This window comes from Rhodococcus sp. NPDC060090, from assembly GCF_042729855.1.
Taxonomy (GTDB): Bacteria; Actinomycetota; Actinomycetes; order Mycobacteriales; family Mycobacteriaceae; genus Rhodococcus.
In genome coordinates this window covers 69,832-87,971 of record NZ_JBHWXB010000017.1, presented here as the reverse complement: position 1 = coordinate 87,971, position 18,140 = coordinate 69,832, and the positions used below count along the sequence as shown (strand labels likewise).

General features: G+C 67.9%; 14 protein-coding genes and 1 pseudogene. 2 read left to right on the top strand and 13 right to left on the bottom strand.

The features are described 5' to 3' along the window. Positions 1-30 precede the first annotated feature (30 nt). The 6 genes from ACFWCF_RS21670 to ACFWCF_RS21645 all read right to left on the bottom strand — a co-directional run bounded on the left by ACFWCF_RS21670 (position 31) and on the right by ACFWCF_RS21645 (position 8,832). On the bottom strand, positions 31-1,224 hold the full coding sequence (locus tag ACFWCF_RS21670; protein WP_378565817.1) for a metallophosphoesterase: 1,194 nt from the start codon (positions 1,222-1,224) through the stop codon (positions 31-33). Positions 1,225-1,226: 2 nt separating this feature from the next. Next, positions 1,227-3,026: a substrate-binding domain-containing protein gene (locus ACFWCF_RS21665; RefSeq protein ID WP_378565815.1), complete on the bottom strand. Its 1,800-nt coding sequence runs from the start codon at positions 3,024-3,026 to the stop codon at positions 1,227-1,229. A 153-nt stretch (positions 3,027-3,179) separates the two neighbouring features. Further along, complete coding sequence (locus tag ACFWCF_RS21660) at positions 3,180-5,363, bottom strand: malate synthase G (protein ID WP_378565812.1); 2,184 nt, start codon at positions 5,361-5,363, stop codon at positions 3,180-3,182. Between the two features lie 90 nt (positions 5,364-5,453). Next, the gene (locus tag ACFWCF_RS21655; protein ID WP_378565809.1) at positions 5,454-6,371 is read right to left on the bottom strand and encodes a 3-methyladenine DNA glycosylase; all 918 of its coding nucleotides are present in this window, start codon (positions 6,369-6,371) and stop codon (positions 5,454-5,456) included. Next, positions 6,368-7,468, bottom strand: coding sequence for a hemolysin family protein (locus ACFWCF_RS21650; protein ID WP_378565806.1), 1,101 nt, complete (start codon positions 7,466-7,468; stop codon positions 6,368-6,370). Before ACFWCF_RS21650 ends, ACFWCF_RS21655 begins: the two co-directional genes overlap by 4 nt. Continuing rightward, the gene (locus ACFWCF_RS21645) at positions 7,465-8,832 is read right to left on the bottom strand and encodes a hemolysin family protein (RefSeq protein ID WP_378565803.1); all 1,368 of its coding nucleotides are present in this window, start codon (positions 8,830-8,832) and stop codon (positions 7,465-7,467) included. Before ACFWCF_RS21645 ends, ACFWCF_RS21650 begins: the two co-directional genes overlap by 4 nt. A 214-nt stretch (positions 8,833-9,046) precedes the next feature. Between ACFWCF_RS21645 and ACFWCF_RS21640 the strand changes: the two genes are divergently transcribed. Beyond that, a complete protein-coding gene (locus tag ACFWCF_RS21640) occupies positions 9,047-9,709 on the top strand; it encodes a class I SAM-dependent methyltransferase (RefSeq protein ID WP_378492972.1) in 663 nt (220 codons plus the stop codon). Here ACFWCF_RS21640 and ACFWCF_RS21635 read toward each other — a convergent pair. The 7 genes and pseudogenes from ACFWCF_RS21635 to ACFWCF_RS21605 all read right to left on the bottom strand — a co-directional run bounded on the left by ACFWCF_RS21635 (position 9,710) and on the right by ACFWCF_RS21605 (position 16,997). Further along, positions 9,710-10,601, bottom strand: a pseudogene (locus tag ACFWCF_RS21635) (DMT family transporter). It abuts the gene before it with no gap. Positions 10,602-10,617: 16 nt separating this feature from the next. Beyond that, positions 10,618-12,069 carry an NADP-dependent phosphogluconate dehydrogenase gene (gndA, locus tag ACFWCF_RS21630; protein ID WP_378565800.1) on the bottom strand — a complete coding sequence of 484 codons (1,452 nt, stop codon included), beginning with the start codon at positions 12,067-12,069 and terminating at the stop codon, positions 10,618-10,620. Positions 12,070-12,128: 59 nt separating this feature from the next. Then, positions 12,129-13,079: a M56 family metallopeptidase gene (locus ACFWCF_RS21625; protein WP_378492969.1), complete on the bottom strand. Its 951-nt coding sequence runs from the start codon at positions 13,077-13,079 to the stop codon at positions 12,129-12,131. A 13-nt stretch (positions 13,080-13,092) separates the two neighbouring features. Next, on the bottom strand, positions 13,093-13,494 hold the full coding sequence (locus ACFWCF_RS21620; RefSeq protein WP_378492970.1) for a BlaI/MecI/CopY family transcriptional regulator: 402 nt from the start codon (positions 13,492-13,494) through the stop codon (positions 13,093-13,095). Positions 13,495-13,534: 40 nt separating this feature from the next. Next, a complete protein-coding gene (locus tag ACFWCF_RS21615; RefSeq protein ID WP_378565793.1) occupies positions 13,535-14,422 on the bottom strand; it encodes an ABC transporter ATP-binding protein in 888 nt (295 codons plus the stop codon). Continuing rightward, a complete protein-coding gene (locus tag ACFWCF_RS21610; protein ID WP_378565907.1) occupies positions 14,419-15,495 on the bottom strand; it encodes a FecCD family ABC transporter permease in 1,077 nt (358 codons plus the stop codon). Before ACFWCF_RS21610 ends, ACFWCF_RS21615 begins: the two co-directional genes overlap by 4 nt. A 68-nt stretch (positions 15,496-15,563) precedes the next feature. Then, complete coding sequence (locus ACFWCF_RS21605) at positions 15,564-16,997, bottom strand: FecCD family ABC transporter permease (protein WP_378565904.1); 1,434 nt, start codon at positions 16,995-16,997, stop codon at positions 15,564-15,566. A 219-nt stretch (positions 16,998-17,216) separates the two neighbouring features. Between ACFWCF_RS21605 and ACFWCF_RS21600 the strand changes: the two genes are divergently transcribed. Beyond that, complete coding sequence (locus ACFWCF_RS21600) at positions 17,217-17,960, top strand: hypothetical protein (protein ID WP_378565790.1); 744 nt, start codon at positions 17,217-17,219, stop codon at positions 17,958-17,960. The last annotated feature ends 180 nt before the right edge of the window (positions 17,961-18,140 follow it).

Sequence of the window (18,140 nt, the reverse complement as noted above, 5' to 3'; positions counted from 1 at the left end):
AGAAGAGTAAGAAGCGAAAGCTTTCGCTTTCTATTTTTCTGTGACGAGCTCGAGTATAGAAATCTCAGGAGGCGCGGCAATGCGCACCGGCGGACCCCAGGCGCCGGCTCCCTGCGAGGTGTAGATGGCGGTATCACCGAAGTGATCCAACCCGGTGACGGTGGGGTTTGCGGCGGACACGATGTATCCGAGGGGCCACATCTGGCCGCCGTGAGTATGCCCGGACAGTTGAAGATCCACCCCGAGGTCCTGTGCTTCGAGGACGTGTTTCGGCTGATGTGCGGCGAGGAGGACGAAGGTCTCGGGTGACAGTCCGTCAATTGCTTGGGGGAGATCCGCCGCATCCGGTGCCGGCGCGGTGTAGTCGTGCACACCTGCAACGGCGATCTCGTCGCCGTTACGCGCCACGATGAGGTGTTCGTTTCGCAAGGTCTGTACACCGAGGGCTTCCCAGTGGTCGAGCCAGGACAGCACGTCGTCGGAGTAGTACTCGTGGTTACCGCTGACTCCGTAGACGCCGAGCGGAGCACGAAGCTCCGCGAGAGGAGCGAGGTCGTCGCCGACGAACTCGATGGTGCCGTCGGCGAGATCTCCGCCGAGAACGATGAGGTCGGGTTGCTGTTCGTTGACCTGATCGACGACTCCCTGCACGAACCCGGCGCCCCTTGCAGGCCCGACGTGCAGATCCGTGATCAGAGCGACGCGAAGTCCGTCGAACCCGTCCGGAAGCCCGGGTAGTGCGATGGTGGAGTGGACGAGTCTGGGATTGGCGGCTTCGATCAGGCTTCCGTAGCAGATCGTGACGAGGGTGGCGGTGACCAGCGTGCCCGTCGCGATGCGCAGGGCACGCCGTGGTGGTCGTTCGGAGGTGTCGAGTTCGGGGGTGTCGAGTTCGGGGGTGTCGAGTTCGGGGGCATCGCCGGTTCGGAACCTGCGCACGAGCCTTGCCCCGAGGCAGAACACTCCGATGACGAGGATTCCGAGGATCAGGTAGAGCCCGGCAGCAAACCAGCTGTAGCCGACGAAGCCGAGTGGGCGCGCCCATGCGGGGTCGAGGACGGTGCCGGTGACCGACGCGGCCAAGGCGACGACGAGTAACAGCACGAGCACGAGATCAGCGACGAAGGCGCTTCTTCCGGTGAGGCCCGGGGCTCGCACGAGGCGGCGGTGAAGCCAGAAGGTGATGAGGGCGAGGAACGTCCCCGCGACGAGCAGTCGGATCACGATCAGGAGATGAGCTTTCGGATCAGGCCGGTCAGGTCGTCGTTCGCCGTGGAGGCGAGCGTGGAGTACGACCCACCGGTGCGGTCGGTGAGGTCTTGCAATGTCCCGGAATCGGTGACGTCGTCGCCGAGGGCGACGATGTCTATCCGGACCGGCGCAGAATTGTCGGTGAGTTCATCGAGTCGGTCGAGGAACTCGTCGGCTGTGCTGGTGCTGGTGCTGGTGCTGTCGTCGTCCAGGCTCGTGTCGTCACTGTCGAGGATCACGAGCATCGAGTTCGGTCTGGACGGATCGTAGTTGTCGACGGCGTCGGCGTATGCGGCGAGGATCGATTCGTATACCGGTGCGGTTTCGGTGGGGGTGACCGTGTCGAGTGCGGAGGTCAGTGCCGCGCGCTGTGCGAGGGTGAGCGCGTCGCGGGCGACGGCGGTTCGGTAGGACGAGGTGTCGTCGAAGACGTACATCCCGACGATCGACGAGTTCGGGGCGCGGCGGAGGACACTGTCGATGGCGGATGCGGTGTCGTCGAGTCGGGTGCTGTCTCCGTCTACTGCGGCCATGGAGGCGGTGGTGTCCACGAGCACGGTGGTCTTGGTGGGCGACCGGGGGTTGAGCCGGATGTCGAGGAGCGTGTCGCCGACCGAGGGTTCGGCAGCGGCGAGGACGCTCGTGACCGGGGGGTATGTGAAGGTGGCGGCATCGGAGTCCGAGGTATCGGAGTCCGAGGTATCGGGGGAATCGCCGTCTTCGCTGCGGAATCCGTCGTCGAGGAAATTCTGCGCCTGGTCGGGGTTGCGCACGTAGTCGATGAACTGGCCGGCTGCTCGAGACAAGGTTTCGTCCACCCAGGGCGTGCTGAGGACCACCGCGGGAAAATCTGCAATCGGTGTGGCTCCTGCGGGAAGGAACCCGGCGATGCCGTCGGCGGTTCCGTCGGTGACGGCGTCGTACAGTTGCTTCTCTGTCACGGGGACCGCGTGGATCGGGGACTCGGGGGTGGAGTTCGCGGCCAGGGCCGTGAGTGCGTCGGCTGTGGCAGGGCCGGCGGCGATATCGAGTGAGTCGGCGCCGAGCGCTAGTTCGGTCGTGGCGGTCACGGCGTCGGGGGAGTGGGCTTCGTCCAGGGTCAGTGGTCCTGTGCCGGTGGTCGAGACGGCGGCGAGTGCTTCGAGTGCGGGCACGGTGGCGTCGCTGCGCGCTCCGGTGGGTAGGGCCATACGCAGAGATTCCCAGGGCATGAGGCCGAGGGTGCTGAGGGATCCGGGAGTGGCTTGCAGGGACGGTAGGTCGCGCCATTCGACCCCGGCAGCGCTGAGTCCGTTGCGGAGAGCGGTCGGTGCGGCGAGAACGATCGGGGAAGTGGCGAGGGATCGACGTTGTCCGCTCGCGCTCGTTCCCGCGCGGTCGGCGGCGCGGGTGTCGACGGGCACCCAGAGGGCGGGTTCGGGGCCGAGTTCGGGGTTCCAGGTGCTCTCGGCGCCGAGAGCGGTCGCTGTGGGTGTGGATTCGGTGGCGGTGACGTGCGCTGTGATGCAGTAGTCGCGGATCACGGGCGTTACGTCGGTGTTCCATGTGGCGGCGAGGTCGGTGAGGGTGGGGGCGATGAGTGGGTCGGCGGCGATGTGGAGTTCGGCGTCGCCTTCGACGCAGGTGCCTGCGGCTTCGGTGGCCTGGTCGTCGATTCGGTCGCGGAGTTGAAGCCAGCCGAGGACGCCGAGGACCAACAGGACGACGACGACCAGGGCAACGATGAGGGTTGTGCTGACGCCACGTGTTCCGCCGGATCCGCGATGTCGAGCCACTTTGTTTTTCGCCTCGTTTCGTTGTGGTCGGGCCTCAGCAGTCTAGTGACTGCGCGATGTATGGCGGTGCGGTGCGGTCTCGGGTGGTGCGGCGATGGGCCCCGATCCAGTGGATCGGGGCCCATCGTCTCAGGTGCAGCTTGTTGTCGGAGGTCAGGCGTTGGCGGCCTTGTACTCGCGGCGGCGGCGGTGCAGGATCGGCTCGGTGTAGCCGCTGGGCTGCGTGGTGCCTTCGAGGATCAGTTCCTTGGCGGCCTGGAAGGCGATATTGGTGTCGAAGTCCGGTGCCATGTTCCGGTAGGTGGCGTCGCCTTCGTTCTGGCGGTCGACGACCGGGGCCATGCGTTCGAGGGACGCGACGACGTCGTCGGCCGTGACGATGCCGTGGCGGATCCAGTTCGCGAGGAGCTGGCTCGAGATCCGCAGGGTGGCGCGGTCTTCCATGAGCGCGATGTCGTGGATGTCGGGCACCTTGGAGCAGCCGACACCCGCATCGATCCAGCGGACAACGTAACCGAGGATGGACTGGCAGTTGTTGTCGAGTTCTTCACGCTTCTCGGCGTCGGACCAGTCGGTGTTCTCGGCAAGCGGGATGGTGAGGATGTCGTCGACGGTGGCGCGGGTCTTACCCTTCAGTTCTTCCTGGACCGCGACGACGTCGACCTCGTGATAGTGGGTGGCGTGCAGCGTCGCGCCGGTGGGGGACGGCACCCACGCGGTGTTGGCGCCTGCCTTGGGCTGGCCGATCTTCTGCACGAGCATGTCCGCCATGAGGTCGGTCATTGCCCACATGCCCTTGCCGATCTGGGCCTTGCCCTGCAAGCCGGTGGCGAGCCCGGTGTCGACGTTCCAGTCTTCGTAGGCGCTGATCCATTTCTGCTGCTTCATGGCTGCCTTGCGCACAACGGCGCCGGCTTCCATGGAGGTGTGGATTTCGTCGCCGGTGCGGTCGAGGAAGCCGGTGTTGATGAACACCACACGTTCGGAGGCGGCTTCGATGCAGGCGGCGAGGTTGACGGTGGTGCGTCGTTCCTCGTCCATGATGCCGACCTTGATGGTGTTGGCAGGCAGGTCGAGGATCTCTTCGACGCGGCCGAACAGCTCGGTGGTGAAGGCGGATTCCTCGGGGCCGTGCTGCTTGGGCTTGACGATGTAGATCGAGCCGGTGCGGCTGTTGGCGAGGGCGCCGTGTGCGTCGTCGGTGTGCAGACCGTGGACGGCACACAGGCTGGTGATCAGCGCGTCGAGGATGCCCTCGGGGATCTCGTTGCCGTCGGCGTCGAGGATGGCGGGGGTGGTCATGAGGTGACCGACGTTGCGGACGAACAACAGGGACCGGCCGTGCAGTTCGAGTTCGCTGCCGTCGAGTGCGGTGTAGACCCGGTTGTCGTTGAGCGTACGGGTCAGGGTCTTACCGCCCTTGTCGAACGACTCGGTCAGGTCGCCGCGGTTGAGGCCGAGCCAGTTGCGGTATCCGAGGGTCTTGTCGTCGGCGTCGACTGCGGCGACGGAGTCCTCGAAGTCCATGATCGTGGTGACGGCGGATTCGAGGACGACGTCCTTGACTCCGGCGGCGTCGGTGCTACCGATGGGGGAGGCGGCGTCGATCTGGATCTCGATATGCAGGCCGTTGTTGCGCAGCAGCACGGAGGTGGGGGCGTTCTTGTCGCCGAGGTAGCCGACGAGCTCGTCGGCGTCGGCGAGACCGGTGACGGTGCCGTCGGCGAGCGTGACCTTCAGTTCGGTGCCGTCGATGGCGTAGTTCGTCGAGTCGGCGTGGCTGCCGGACTGCAGGGGCGCGGCTTTGTCGAGGAAGTCGCGGGCCCAGGCGATGACCTTGTCGCCGCGGACCTTGTTGTAGTCGCCGGTCTTCTCGGCGCCGCCGTCTTCGGAGATGGCGTCGGTGCCGTACAGGGCGTCGTAGAGCGAGCCCCAGCGGGCGTTGGAAGCGTTGAGCGCGAAGCGGGCGTTGAGGATCGGCACGACGAGCTGCGGGCCCGGGGTGGAGGTGATCTCGGTGTCGACACCGGAGGTGGTGACCTGGAAGGGGGCGGGGACGGGGACGAGGTAGCCGATTTCCTCGAGGAACGCCTTGTAGGAGGCCGCGTCGTGCGGCGCTCCGGCGCGGTCGCGGTGCCAGGTGTCGATCTGGGTCTGGAGGCCGTCGCGCTTGGCGAGCAGCGCACGGTTTTTGGGTGCGAGCTCTTCGACGATCTTGTCGGCGCCGGCCCAGAACGCGGCCGCGTCCAGTCCGGTGCCGGGAAGCGCCTCATTGTTGACGAAGTCGTAGAGCACCTTGGCGATCTGCAGTCCGCCGACGGTCACGCGTTCAGTCATTACCCTCACTCTTTCCGGTTGCTGTGCGCCCGGTGGTGTTGCGTTCCGGGAGCCGCACGAAAATTCACCAATTATGTTACCCGCCGGTAGCTAGGGGCGTACCTCGGTTGGGCGCGCGCGCAGGGCGGAGCATCGTTCGAGCAGGTCCTGTCTCAGGTCCGCGGCGCGAGAGGTGAGCGCCGACTGCTCGCGGACGTACTGTGCGCGTCCGGCGGCAGTCTCGATCGTGATGGGCGAGTAGCCGTAGTCGATCAGATCATACGGGCTCGCTCGCATGTCGAGTTCGCGCGTCGCGGCCGCGTGCTGGAAGCAGCGCAGCAGCAGTTCCGAATCGACCAGGGGTGAGAGCTTGTAGCACCACTTGTAGAGGTCCATGCCTGCGTGCAGGCATCCGGGCTGCTCGCGGTCGAGTTGGTCGTCGCGGGTCAGCGGTTCGATATTGCGAGGTGCTGCCGCCGGCGTGAAGAACCGATAGGCGTCGTAATGGCTGCAGCGCAACTGCATTGATTCCACCACTGCATCGGTTCCGGCATGGCCGAGCCGCAGCGGCACCGCCGAATGCCGGACATCGTCGCTGCTCGTGCGGTACACCATGGCCCATTCGTGCAGTCCGAAACAGCCGAGCTGGGCAGGTCGCGCTCGGGTGCGCGTCAGGAGTTCGGCCACGAACTCGACCATCGCGATCCGGCGGTCGAGGGTGTCGGAGCTCACGCGAACCCCGGGCGTGCCGTCGACGACGACCCGCTCGTACGCGGGATTGTCGCGATACTCGCGACCGGCGCCCAGCAGAACGGTGCCGAATCCGGGGTGCCACCGGCGCAGCTGTGCCGGCCGGTGGCTGTAGTAGGTGAACAGGAAGTCGTGGACCGGGTGCTTCTGCTGCGCCGCGCGCCGTCGCAGGTGGCCGGCGAGCAGTTCGTCGGCCTGGTGGCGGTGGTGGTCGCGGCGCGCGGTCCATTCGTGTGCGGTGAGGATCACGTCGCGGCGCGCGGTCGGGGCCTCGGTCACTGGGGTGGTTCTCCTGTGCGGTGTCCGGGGGTGGGGTCGGTGATGCGGTGGGTGGCATCGCGGACAGTGCCGACGAATTCTTCGACGAGGTCTTCGAGCGCGACGATGCCCAGCGTCGCTCCGGTGTTGTCGACGATGCCACCGAGATGGGAGCGGGTGCGTCGCAATCGGGACAGGGCGTCGTCGAGCGGGGTGTCGACGGAGAGTGAGGGAAGGGGGCGGATGGTGTCGGGTGGGATCACCGTGCCGGGGCCCGCGGCCTGGTCGTGGACGAGGTCGAGGACGTCCTTGACATGGAGGTATCCGGTGTAGTCGCCGGTGGAGGTGCGGGTGGGGTAGCGCGAGAACCCGGTCGAGGTGACGGCGTGTTCGATGGCACCGAGCGTGACGCCGGTTGCGGTGACGGGCACGGTGCGCACGTCGCTGATCGCGATCAGGACGTCGGTGATGGTGCGTCCACCGGTGTTCAGTGCCTGGGTGAGACGGCGGTGTTCTTCTTCGTCGATCAGGCCTTCGGAGCGGGATTCGCCGATCATCTCGGTCAGTTCGACGGCGGTGACGGTGACGTCGAGTTCGTCCTTGGGTTCGACGCGCATCACGCGCAATGTGATGTTGGCGCACCAGTTGTAGAAGGCGATCAGGGGGCGGGCCGGTCGCATGAACAGCAGGTGGACGGGGACGAGGAGCATAGCGGTGCGTTCGGGACCGGCGATGGCGATGTTCTTGGGCACCATCTCGCCGAGCAGGATGTGCAGGGTCACCACGAGCGCGATCGAGATGGTGAACGCGATGGGGTGCAGCAGCTGGTCGGGTAGGCCGATGAGGTGGAGCGGCGCCTCGATGAGATGCGCGATGGCAGGTTCGCCGACCCGGCCGAGCAGGATCGAGCAGATCGTGATGCCGAGTTGGGAGCCGGCGAGCATCAGCGAGAGGTGTTCACCGGCGGCGATGACGGTGCGGGCCCGTTTCTTGCCTTGGGTGTCGAGCGCTTCGAGTCGGTCGCGGCGGGCGGTGATGAGTGAGAATTCGGCGCCGACGAAGAAAGCGTTGCCGGCGAGGAGCAATACGGTCAGAGCGGCCCCGAACAGGTCGTTCACGGCTGCTCCTGTTCGGTGTGCTCATGATCGTGGTCGGGACTGTTTCGTTCGGGCTCGGTGGGCGTCAACAGGAGCCGATCGATGCGGTGACCGTCCATCTCGAGGACCCGGGCGCGCCACGGGGCGGTGTCGCGGGCCGGGAGCGGGATCTCGTCGTGGATCTCGGGGATGCGACCGAGTTCGGTGAGGATGAGCCCGCCGATCGTCTCGTAGTCGCCGTCGGGCGCGTGGTAGCCGGTGAGGCGTTCGACCTCGTCGATGCGCAGGAGCCCGGAGCACGACCAGCCGTTGTCGAGTGGGTGTGCCTCGGGTTGTGGTTGGTCGTGTTCGTCGTGGACGTCGCCGATGATTTCCTCGATGAGGTCTTCCATCGTGACGATCCCGGCGGTACCGCCGTATTCGTCGGCGACGAGGGCGACCTGCATTCCGTCGGCGCGGACCCGCTCCATGACGGTGTCACCGTCGAGGGTCGACGGCACGACCGGCACTTTCCGGACGAGGTTCTGGACCGCGGTGGTGCCGCGCCGGTCGGCGGCGACGGTGAACGCGTGTTTGACGTGGACGACGCCGAGGGTGGAGTCGAGGTCGGAGTCGATGACCGGGAACCGGGAGTATCCGGTGCGGGAGGACAGTTCGATCAGGTCGAGGACCGTGTCCCGGCGGTCGAGGGATTCGATGGTCATGCGCGGGGTCATGAGGTCTTCGGCGGTGCGTGCACCGAAGCGGAGGGAACGGTCGACGAGTCGGGCGGTGGATTCGTCGAGAACTCCGCTTTGGGCGGAGGCGCGCACGAGGGAGCCGAGTTCTTGTGGAGAGCGCGCCGAGCGGAGTTCCTCGGCGGGTTCGATGCCGACGCGCCGCACAATGTGGTTGGCGGCGTTGTTGAGGCCGTGGATGGCCCAGCGGAAGACCAGGGAGAAGCCGGCTTGGAGTCCGGCGGTAGCGCGGGCGGTGGCCAGAGGCCGGGAGATGGCGATGTTCTTCGGGACGAGTTCACCGAAGATCATGGAGAACGAGGTGGCGATGACGAGCGCGACGATCAGGGACACGGTGCTCGCGGTGGTCTCGGACAGTCCGAGCCTGTCGAGCAGGGGGTGGATGAAGCGGGCGAGGACCGGTTCGGCGAGGTAGCCGGTGATCAGGGTGGTGATGGTGATGCCGAGTTGGGCGCCGGAGAGTTGGAACGACAGGGTGCTGTGGGCGTGCTGTACCTGGCGGGCGCGGCGGTCACCGGTACGGGCGTGTGCGTCGACGGTGCTGCGTTCGAGGGCGGTCAGGGAGAATTCGGCGGCGACGAACAGGGCGGTGCCTGCGGTGAGTGCGACGAAGCCGAGGAGGCTGAGGACGGACAGAGCGACGGACATCAGGGTCGCTCCTGTGTGGTGGTTGCGCCGTCGTCGGCCGGGTGCATGCTGGTGGGTGCCGCGGGCACCGAGTTCCTCTCGTCGAATCCGGGGCGGGCGTGAGTCCTCCCGGACGGTGGTGAAAGTGTCCATTCTAATTCGGCGGGTCGCAGGTTGTCGTCTGGTGTGGTGGGGCGGGTTGTCGATTGTGGTGCCTCGAGGTGCTTAGGGTGGGCTGTACGCGGCGCACATCGGTGGGCCCGATCGAGGAGGTGGGACTTTGTCCGAGCGCATCCGAAGTCAGTGGGAGGACATCGCCGAGGCGGATCCGTCGCATTCGAGTTGGTATGTCGAGCGTTTCCGGACGATGGCGGCGCAGGGGCAGGACATCGTCGGTGAAGCCCGGTTGATCGACGCGATGCTGGGGCGGGGTGCGCGGGTGCTCGATGCGGGCTGTGGGCCGGGCCGGTTGGGTGGCTATCTGCACGGGGTGGGGCACGTGGTGGTGGGGGTCGATGTCGATCCGGTGCTGGTGGCGGCGGCGGAGGAGGATCATCCGGGGCCGACCTGGCTGGTCGGAGATCTCGCCGAGTTGGATCTGCCGAGTCGTGGTGTGGCGGCGGAGTTCGACGCGATCGTGTGTGCGGGCAATGTGATGACGTTTTTGGCGCCGGCGACGCGGCGGGCGACGTTGGCCGGGTTCGCGCGGCATCTGGCGCCTGCGGGGCGTGCGGTGGTCGGGTTCGGTGCGGGTCGCGATTACGACTTCGCCGAGTTCCTTGCGGATGCTGCCGCCGGTGGGCTCACGCCGGAGTTGTTGTTGTCGACGTGGGATGTGCGTCCGTTCACCGACGATTCGGATTTCCTGGTTGCGGTGTTGTCACGGTCGGGAGCCTGATCAGGGCTGGGCCGTCTCCGTGGGCTGCGCCGTCTCCGTGGGTGGCGGCGGTGTAGTGACGGTGTGGGCGAGCGCGAGGGTGGTCACGGCTATCACCGCGACTGCGGTGATGGTGACGGTGAGGCCGATGCCGTCGGTGTCGAGGTGTTCGCCGAGCACTGTCATGCCGAGGAAGACGGCGGCGAGGGGTTCGGCGATGGTCAGGGTGGGCAGGGAGGCGGTCAGTGGGCCGGCCTGGAAGGCGCGTTGCTGCAGATACATGCCGGTGAGCCCGGCGGCAATCACGGCCCAGGTCTGCCACGAGCCGAGCAGGGTGGGCAGGCCGTGTTCGGCCAGGTCGGTGACGTGTTTGGTGAATGCGGCGGCGACTCCGTAGAGGATGCCGGCGGCGGTGCCGAGCAGCATGGCACGGCGCACCGGCGGGCCGGGAGCGAGACCGAGTGCGGTTGCGGCAGCGGCGAGTGCACCGACGATGCACAGTGGCAGTGCCCATCGGGTGGCGGTGGCGTCGATGGTGCCTGCTGTGGGGTTGCCGGCGACCAGGAACACCGCCAGTGCGATACACAGTGCCCCGGCGAGTAGCAGGGTGCGTCGGTCGGGGCGTTGTCCGGTGAGGTAGGCGGAGATGGGGATCGCGAAGAGCTAGAGACGAGACGAGCAGGGGTTGCACGATCAGGACGGTGCCGAGCGCGAGCGCGAGGACCTGCAGGGTGTAGCCGCCGCCGTCCACGGCCAGTGCCGCCCACCAGCGGGGGTTGCGGACGAGGTTGCCCACGAGTGGGCCGGTGGTGGGGACGGCGGCGGCGGAGCGTTGCTGGGCGACCATGCTGACGGCGACCAGCACCGCGGCGGCGAGCGCGCACGCCACGGATGCTGCCGTGGTGCCGGTCATGTGGTCGGCGGGTCGTTCAGGCCTGGACTTCGCTGTGGTCGCCGCTCCACAGGGTGTGGAACTTGCCGGGCTTGTCGGTGCGCTCGTAGGTGTGTGCGCCGAAGTAGTCGCGTTGGCCCTGTGTCAGTGCAGCGGGCAGGCGTTCGGCGCGCAGCCCGTCGTAGTACGACAGGGATGAGCCGAAAGCGGGGATGGGGATGCCGAGGGTGGTGGCGGTGACCACGACGCGCCGCCAGCTGTCGATGCCGGCTTCGATGGCGTCGCGGAAGTACGGGGCGAGGATCAGGCTGGGCAGTTCGGGGTCCGCGTCGTAGGCCTCTTTGATGCGGTTGAGGAACTGGGCGCGGATGATGCAGCCGCCACGCCAGATGGTGGCCATGGCGGCGCGGTCGATGTTCCAGCCGTATTCGGAGCTGCCTGCGGCGATCTGGTCGAAGCCCTGGGCGTAGGCGACGATCTTCGAGGCGTAGAGGGCGGCGCGGATGTCCTCGGTGAATTGTGCGGCGTCGGTGGGGGTGGTACCGAGGGCACCGGAGGTCAGGTCGCGGGCTGCGGCGCGTTGGGTGCGTGAGCCGGACAGGGCGCGGGCGAACACGGCTTCGGCGATGCCGGTGACGGGGATGCCGAGGTCGAGGGCGGCCTTGACGGTCCAGCGGCCGGTGCCTTTCTGTTCGGCGGCGTCGACGATGACGTCGACGAGGGGTTGTCCGGTGGTGGCGTCGGTTTGGCGCAGTACCTCGGCGGTGATTTCGATGAGGTACGACTCGAGGGTGCCGGTGTTCCAGTCGGCGAATACGTCGGCGATTTCGGCGGCGCCGTAGCCGAGCGCGTCGCGCAGCAGGTGGTATGCCTCGCCGATGAGTTGCATGTCGGCGTATTCGATGCCGTTGTGCACCATCTTGACGAAGTGTCCGGCGCCGTCGGGGCCGACGTGGGTGCAGCAGGGGGTGCCGTCGACTTTGGCGGAGACGGCTTCGAGGAGGGGGCCGAGTGCGGTGTAGGACTCGGCGGGACCGCCGGGCATGATGGAAGGTCCGTTGAGGGCGCCTTCTTCGCCGCCGGAGATGCCGGCGCCGACGAAGTGCAGTCCGCGTTCGCGCAGGGCGGCTTCGCGGCGGATGGTGTCGGTGTAGAGGGCGTTGCCGCCGTCGATGATGATGTCGCCGGGTTCCATGGCGTCGGCGAGTTCGTCGATGACGGCGTCGGTGGCGTCGCCGGCTTTGACCATGATCAGGACGCGGCGGGGCTTTTCGAGTGCGCCGACGAACTCGTCGATGGTTTCGGTGCGCACGAAGGTGCCGTCGCTGCTGTGTTCGGCGAGCAGGGCGTCGGTTTTGGCGATGCTGCGGTTGTGCAGGGCGACGGTGTAGCCGTGGCGGGCGAAGTTCCGGGCGATGTTGGACCCCATGACGGCCAGGCCGGTCACGCCGATCTGGGCGAGGGGGGTCTCGGTGTGTTCGTCGGTCATGGGGTACAGCTTCCCCCGAAAGGGGGCGTGATCGAAATCGAATGGAAGTACGGGGCGTGTCAGTGGGTGAAGAGTCGGGTGAGCTCGGTCAGCCAGGGGACGGCGACGGCGACGGTGGGGACGACGAGGATCGCGGCGGCAGCGATGTAGGCGCATGCGGAGATGGTGAGGTCGGGGCCGGGATCTGCGAGGCGCTGTACTCGTAGCAGGGTGGAGGGTCCGCCGACGGCGAGCGCGCCGGTGGGGGCGTGGGCGCCGGCGCAGGTGATGAGGGCTCGGGCCAGGGGGGTGGGGCCGGTGACGCGGGCGGCGGAGTCGTCGGCGAGCATTTCGACGAGCAGTTGCACGGAGCCGAGTGCCGACCCGGAGCGGACCCAGCGGGGGAAGGCTTCGTACACGGCGGTGAATGCTTCGAGGATGAGGTCGTGGCGGGCGCGCAGGTGGGAGTGTTCGTGGCGCAGGACGGCGCGCAGTTCGTCGTCGGTGAGGTTGTCGAGGGTGCCTTCGGACAGGACGACGCGGTGCCGGATTCCGGGCAGGCAGTAGGCGATGGGGTCGGTGCTGTCGAGGATCCGTACGTGGGGGAGGGTGCGGACGGCGGAGATGTTGTCGCGGCGGTCGAGGAGGTCGACGAGCATGCGGTGCCGGGAGCGGCGGCGGCGGGTGCGGACAGCGACGTGCAGGATCGAGTAGATCAGGCGTCCGCCGATGAGCAGGGTGAGCATGAAGACGGTGATGTAGGTCAGCCACAGGGGCAGTCCGAGTGCGTCGATCTCCTCGAGGGGGCCGGTGGTGGGTCGGCCGTCGTCGCCGGGGACCAGCAGTCGGCTGGCGATGGCCAGGCCGGAGCTGAACGCGGACAGGACGGCGGCCAGTGCGATGGCCTGCCACAGTACGAGCGCCGCGCGTGGGTTGCGGTGCGGCCAGGTGGCGCGGGCGAGGAGCCCGGGCACGGGGCCGGCGAGGAGAAGCGCAAGTGTGCCGAATACGAGCGCTGTGGTCGCATTCATGGAGTCGAGTCTGTCAGCTCACTTTTCCGGTGGGTCGGTCGGTGCTGTGTTGGGCTTCGAGTTCGGCCAGTGCGGCGCGCAGCGCGGCGGCTTCGTCGGCGCCGACGCGGCCGACGAAGTGGACGAGTGCGGCGGTGCGTCCGGCGGTTTCGTCGGCCTGGTCGAGGGCGTCGACCATGAGGCCGGCGACGAGCTCGTCGTGGCCGTGTACGGGGAGGTAGCGGTGGGCGCGGTCGTCGCGTTGCTGGATGACGAGGTTCTTCTTCGCGAGGCGTTGAAGGACGGTCATGACGGTGGTGTATGCGAGGGAGCGTCGGGTGGAGAGGCCTTCGTGGACCTGTCGCACGGTCTGGGGTTCGGTGGACGACCACAGGTGGTCCATCACTGCTCGCTCGAGTTCGCCTAGTGCTGCCATAGGGTGATTCTACGTAGTCTCCGACATTTGTGCGTACTACCTAGGGTCGTAGGTTTTGGGGTGGGGTGTCGCCGCCGACGGTGCCGTAGACGTGTCGGGTGCCGATGGGCACGATCAGGGGGCGGCCGGAGACCGGGTCGCCGATGACGGAGGCGTCGAGTCCGAAGACGTCGCGGAGCAGTTCGACGGAGATGACCTGGGTCGGGGGGCCGGAGGCGATGACCTTGCCGTCGCGCATGACGACGAGGTGGTCGCTGTAGCGGACGGCGAGGTTGAGGTCGTGCAGGACCATCACCACGGTGCGGCCGAGTTCGCTGTGGAGTTGGTCGACGAGGTCGAGTACTTCGATGGAGTGTGCGAGGTCGAGGTAGGTGGTGGGTTCGTCGAGCAGCAGGATGTCGGTGCCCTGCGCGAGGGCCATGGAGATCCAGGCGCGTTGACGTTGGCCGCCGGAGAGTTCGTCGACGGGGCGGTCGGCGAGGTCGGCGATGCCGGTGCGGGCCAGTGCGGTGGAGACGACGTCTTCGTCGTCGCCGGACCATTGCCGCATCCAGGTCTGGTGGGGGTGGCGGCCGCGAGCGACGAGGTCGGCGACGGTGAGGCCTTCGGGGGCGACGGGTGCCTGGGGGAGCATGCCGAGGACGCGGGCGACGTCGCGGGTGCGCATTTTGGTGATCTGGTGGCCATCGAGCAGGACGTGCCCGGCGCGGGGTTTGAGCAACCGGCTCAGTGAGCGCAGCAGCGTGGATTTTCCGCAGCCGTTGGGTCCGATGATGGTGGTGATCACGCCGGTGGGGATTTCGAGGTCGAGGTCGTCGACGATGAGGCGGTCTCCGTAGCCGAGTCGGAGGTGTTCGGCGACGAGTCGGGAGGCTGTGGTGGTGTCCGCATCGGCTGAGTGCGTGTCGAGGGGCTGGATGTCGGTCACACTGAAACCTTCCGGTTGGATCGCACGAGCAGATACAGCAGGAACGGGCCGCCGAGTGCGGAGGTCACCAGACCGACCGGGAGGGCGACCGGCAGGATGGTGCGGGCGATGATGTCGGCGCCGACGACGAGTGCGGCGCCGGTCAACGCGGAGGCGATGATCGGTGGGCCTGCCGAGCGCACGAGTCTCATCGCGACTTGGGGTGCGGCGAGCGCGACGAAGCCGATCGGGCCTGCGGCGGCGGTGGCGATGGCGGCGAGGGCGCATGCGGCGATGAGCAGCATGCCCTGTTGGGACTGCAGTCGAATGCCGAGGGAGCGGGCGGTGTCGTCGCCGAGTCGCAGGGCGCCGATGGTGAACGCGGCGATGATCGTCCAGGTGCCGATGACGGCGAGGGCGATTCCGGCGGGGATGACCTGGTTCCAGCTGATGCCGTTGAGGGAGCCGGTGAGCCAGACCTGGGCGCGGGAGACGTCGTTGATGTCGGCGGTGACGAGCATCCAGTTGGTCAGGGCGATCAGCATGGCGTTCGCGCCGATGCCGATCAGGACGAGCCGGAATCCGTCGACGCCGTTCTTCCAGGCGAGGAGGTAGAGGACGGAGGCGGTGAGCAGGCCACCGACGAGTGCTGCCAGGGGTAGGCCTAGTGCGGCGAGGAGCCCGACGATGGTGCCGCCGCTGGTGACGACGATCAGGGCGACGGCGGCGGCACTGGCGCCTGCGGTGATGCCGAGGATGTCGGGGCTGGCCAGGGCGTTGCGGGAGAGGGATTGGGTGATGGCGCCGGAGACGGCGAGGGAGGCGCCGACCACGAGCGCGCCGATGCCGCGGGGGAGCCGTAGGTCGAACACGATGAACCGGTCGAGGCGTTCGCCGCCGCCGATGAGCACCTCGATGACCTGGGGGACGGACATCGGGTAGTCGCCGCGGCCGAGTCCGATGCACAGGAGCAGGAACGCGGCGACGGCGAGCAGGACGCATACGAGTACTTGGCGGCCGCGCCACACGACCGAGCAGCGGCCGATGCGGAAGGCGGGTCGGGCGGGCACGGCGGTGGAGGCTTGGATGGGGATACGCCGGCGGTGTGGTGCCCCGTCCGGGGCGGGTGGGGTCGTCGCCGGGTCGATTTTCGTCAGGTCGGTCACAGCGACACCAGCTTCCGGCGGCGGACGAGGGCAATGAAGAATGGGGCGCCGACCAGGGCGAGCACGATGCCGACCTGCAGTTCGCCGGGGCGCACCACGATGCGGCCGATGACGTCGGCGAGGACGAGCAGCACACCGCCGAGTAGGCCCGCGTAGGGAACGAGCCAGCGATAGTCGGGGCCGGTGATGGCGCGGGCGATGTGCGGGACGATGAGGCCGACGAACGCGATGGGGCCGCACGCGGCGGTGGCGGCGCCGGTGAGGATGGTGATCACGGCAATGCCGATGACGCGGGTGAGTACGACGTTGGTGCCGAGGGAGCGGGCGACGTCCTCGCCGAGGCTGAGCACGTTGAGTCCGGGTGTGCCGGCGAGGGCGATCACGAGGCCGACGACGATGAAGGGGAGGACCTGCCAGAGCACGTCCATGCCGCGGCCGGCGACGGAGCCGACGACCCAGAAGCGGTAGCCGTCGAGGCTGGTCTGGTCGAGCAGGACGACGGTTTGGATCATGGCCTGGAGGAAGAAGGCGACGGCGGCGCCGGCGAGGGCCAGGCTCAGGGGGCTCGAGCTGCCGTTGCCGATCGAAGAGAATCCGAACACGACGACGCTGGCGAACAGGGATCCCGCGAACGCGAACCACAGGTATTCGGCGGGGCTGCTGGTGCCCAGCAGGTAGATCGAGAGGACCACGAACAGCGCCGCGCCGGCGTTGATGCCGAGGAGCCCGGCGTCGGCGAGGGGGTTGCGGGTGTGGCCTTGGATGAGGGCACCGGCGACACCGAGGGCGATGCCGACGAGCAGGCCGAGCAGGGTGCGGGGGATGCGCAGGGAGTGGATGATCACATCGGTTTCGGAGCCGTCGTTGACGAACAGCGCGTGAAACACCTCGGGGAAGGTCATCGGACGGGCACCGATGGCGACGCTGGCGAGGAGGACCAGGACGAGTATCACGGCGAGTGTGAGGAGCCCGAGGAGTCGTTTGCGGCGGATTCCGGCGACGCTGGTGTCCGCGGGCAGCGGCGTGAAGCCGTCGTCGGCGGCAGTGCGGGCCATGACGACCTCGGTGCGGCGGCGCAGCAGGGCGCGGCGGGTGCCGATGGGAGCGCCGGTGTCCGGGTCGCGGGTGATCAGGTCGGTCCAGGTCTTGCCGAGGCTCGCGCCGGTGCGGCCTTCGCGGTGGCCGCGGTTCCACAGCAGCACCCCGATGGTGGCGACCAGGGCGGCGGCACCGAAGACGACGCGGTCGGTTTGTCCGCCTCCGTTGGCGTCGGCGAGGGTGTCGACGAGTAGCGCGCCGATGGCGAGGGGGATGGCGAGGAGGGCGAGGTCCAGTAGCTCCGCGAGGAGGCGGCGGGCCGTGGTGGGCGGGCCGGTGAACTCGGTGGCCGTGGGTTCGGTGGCCGAGAGTTCGGTGGAAGTGGGTCGAATGGTGGCCACGTGCGTGGGGCGCTCCTCGTGACGGCGTTCTCGGGTGGGTCTGGAGTTAGGTTACGGAATCCTATTTCGGTCTGTCACCGGGTGGTGCTTGTCGGCGAGGGTCGGCGGTCGCTGTTTCGGTGTGGCGGGTTGCGCGACCTCCACCCCAGATGTAATGGTTAGCCTTACCTAAGCAACCCGCTGGGTGCCCGTCGACAAGAGAGGTGTCGGATGACGACTCTGCTGCTGCCACCGACCACCACCGCTCCGGTCCCCATGTTCGACGACCGGAGCGTCCGCGCATTCGAAGACACCCGCACTCGACTGCGGGCACTCGCCGCGGGATCGCCCCGCGTCTACGCCGTGGCCTGTATCGACGAAGAACCCAAGCGCCGCTGGTGGAGCCTCGGCAGTCCCGAACGTACCGAGCGCATCGAACTGCTCTATCGACGCTCCCTCGAAGACGTCGACGAACCACGTATCGCCGCCGAGCAGGTCGCCGCCGCGCTCATCCATGCCGTCGTCGGCCGGGTGCTCGCCCCCCTCGCCCTCGAGGGGCGCGTGTGGGATCCCGGCCTCGACAACCTCTGGCTGCATCAGGACAGCGACGGATGCATCGACTGGGCCGGCGTCGCCGACGACACCCTGCGCGTGCTTCCCGGCGACCGCGCCGCCGCCGGTCGTGAGGTCGTGGTGCTGCCGTGCGAGGAGGCTATGGCGGTGTGGACCGCACACCGCGCCGTGACCGCCCTGGCCGCGGTGCACGAGGCGGTGCAGCGATGCGCTCCGCTCGACGGCGCCCGGTTCTGGGCGATGGTCGGGCGCGCGGTCGTCACCGGCGCATCGCAGCTACCCGTACTCGGCGGCGCCTCCCGTCGCACCGCGGCGCGGCGTGGCCAACAGTTGCTCGACGCCTTCGTGGCGGCAGGACATCCGGTCCGAGGTCTTGTGGGATTAGGTCAGCCTTCCCTATAGTGGAAGACGTGCAACACCGGACCGCGCCGGAGTCCTGAGGGCTGCAGAGACTCCCGGTCCATCCCGACGGCGGGGCGCGCGATCACCACCCCAGGCCCCCCCCGCAGGTGGGAAACCCCCCAGGGGGGGTGGGGCGGCCCCCGCCCAAACAGACCACAACATACCAAATTTAAACGCCCC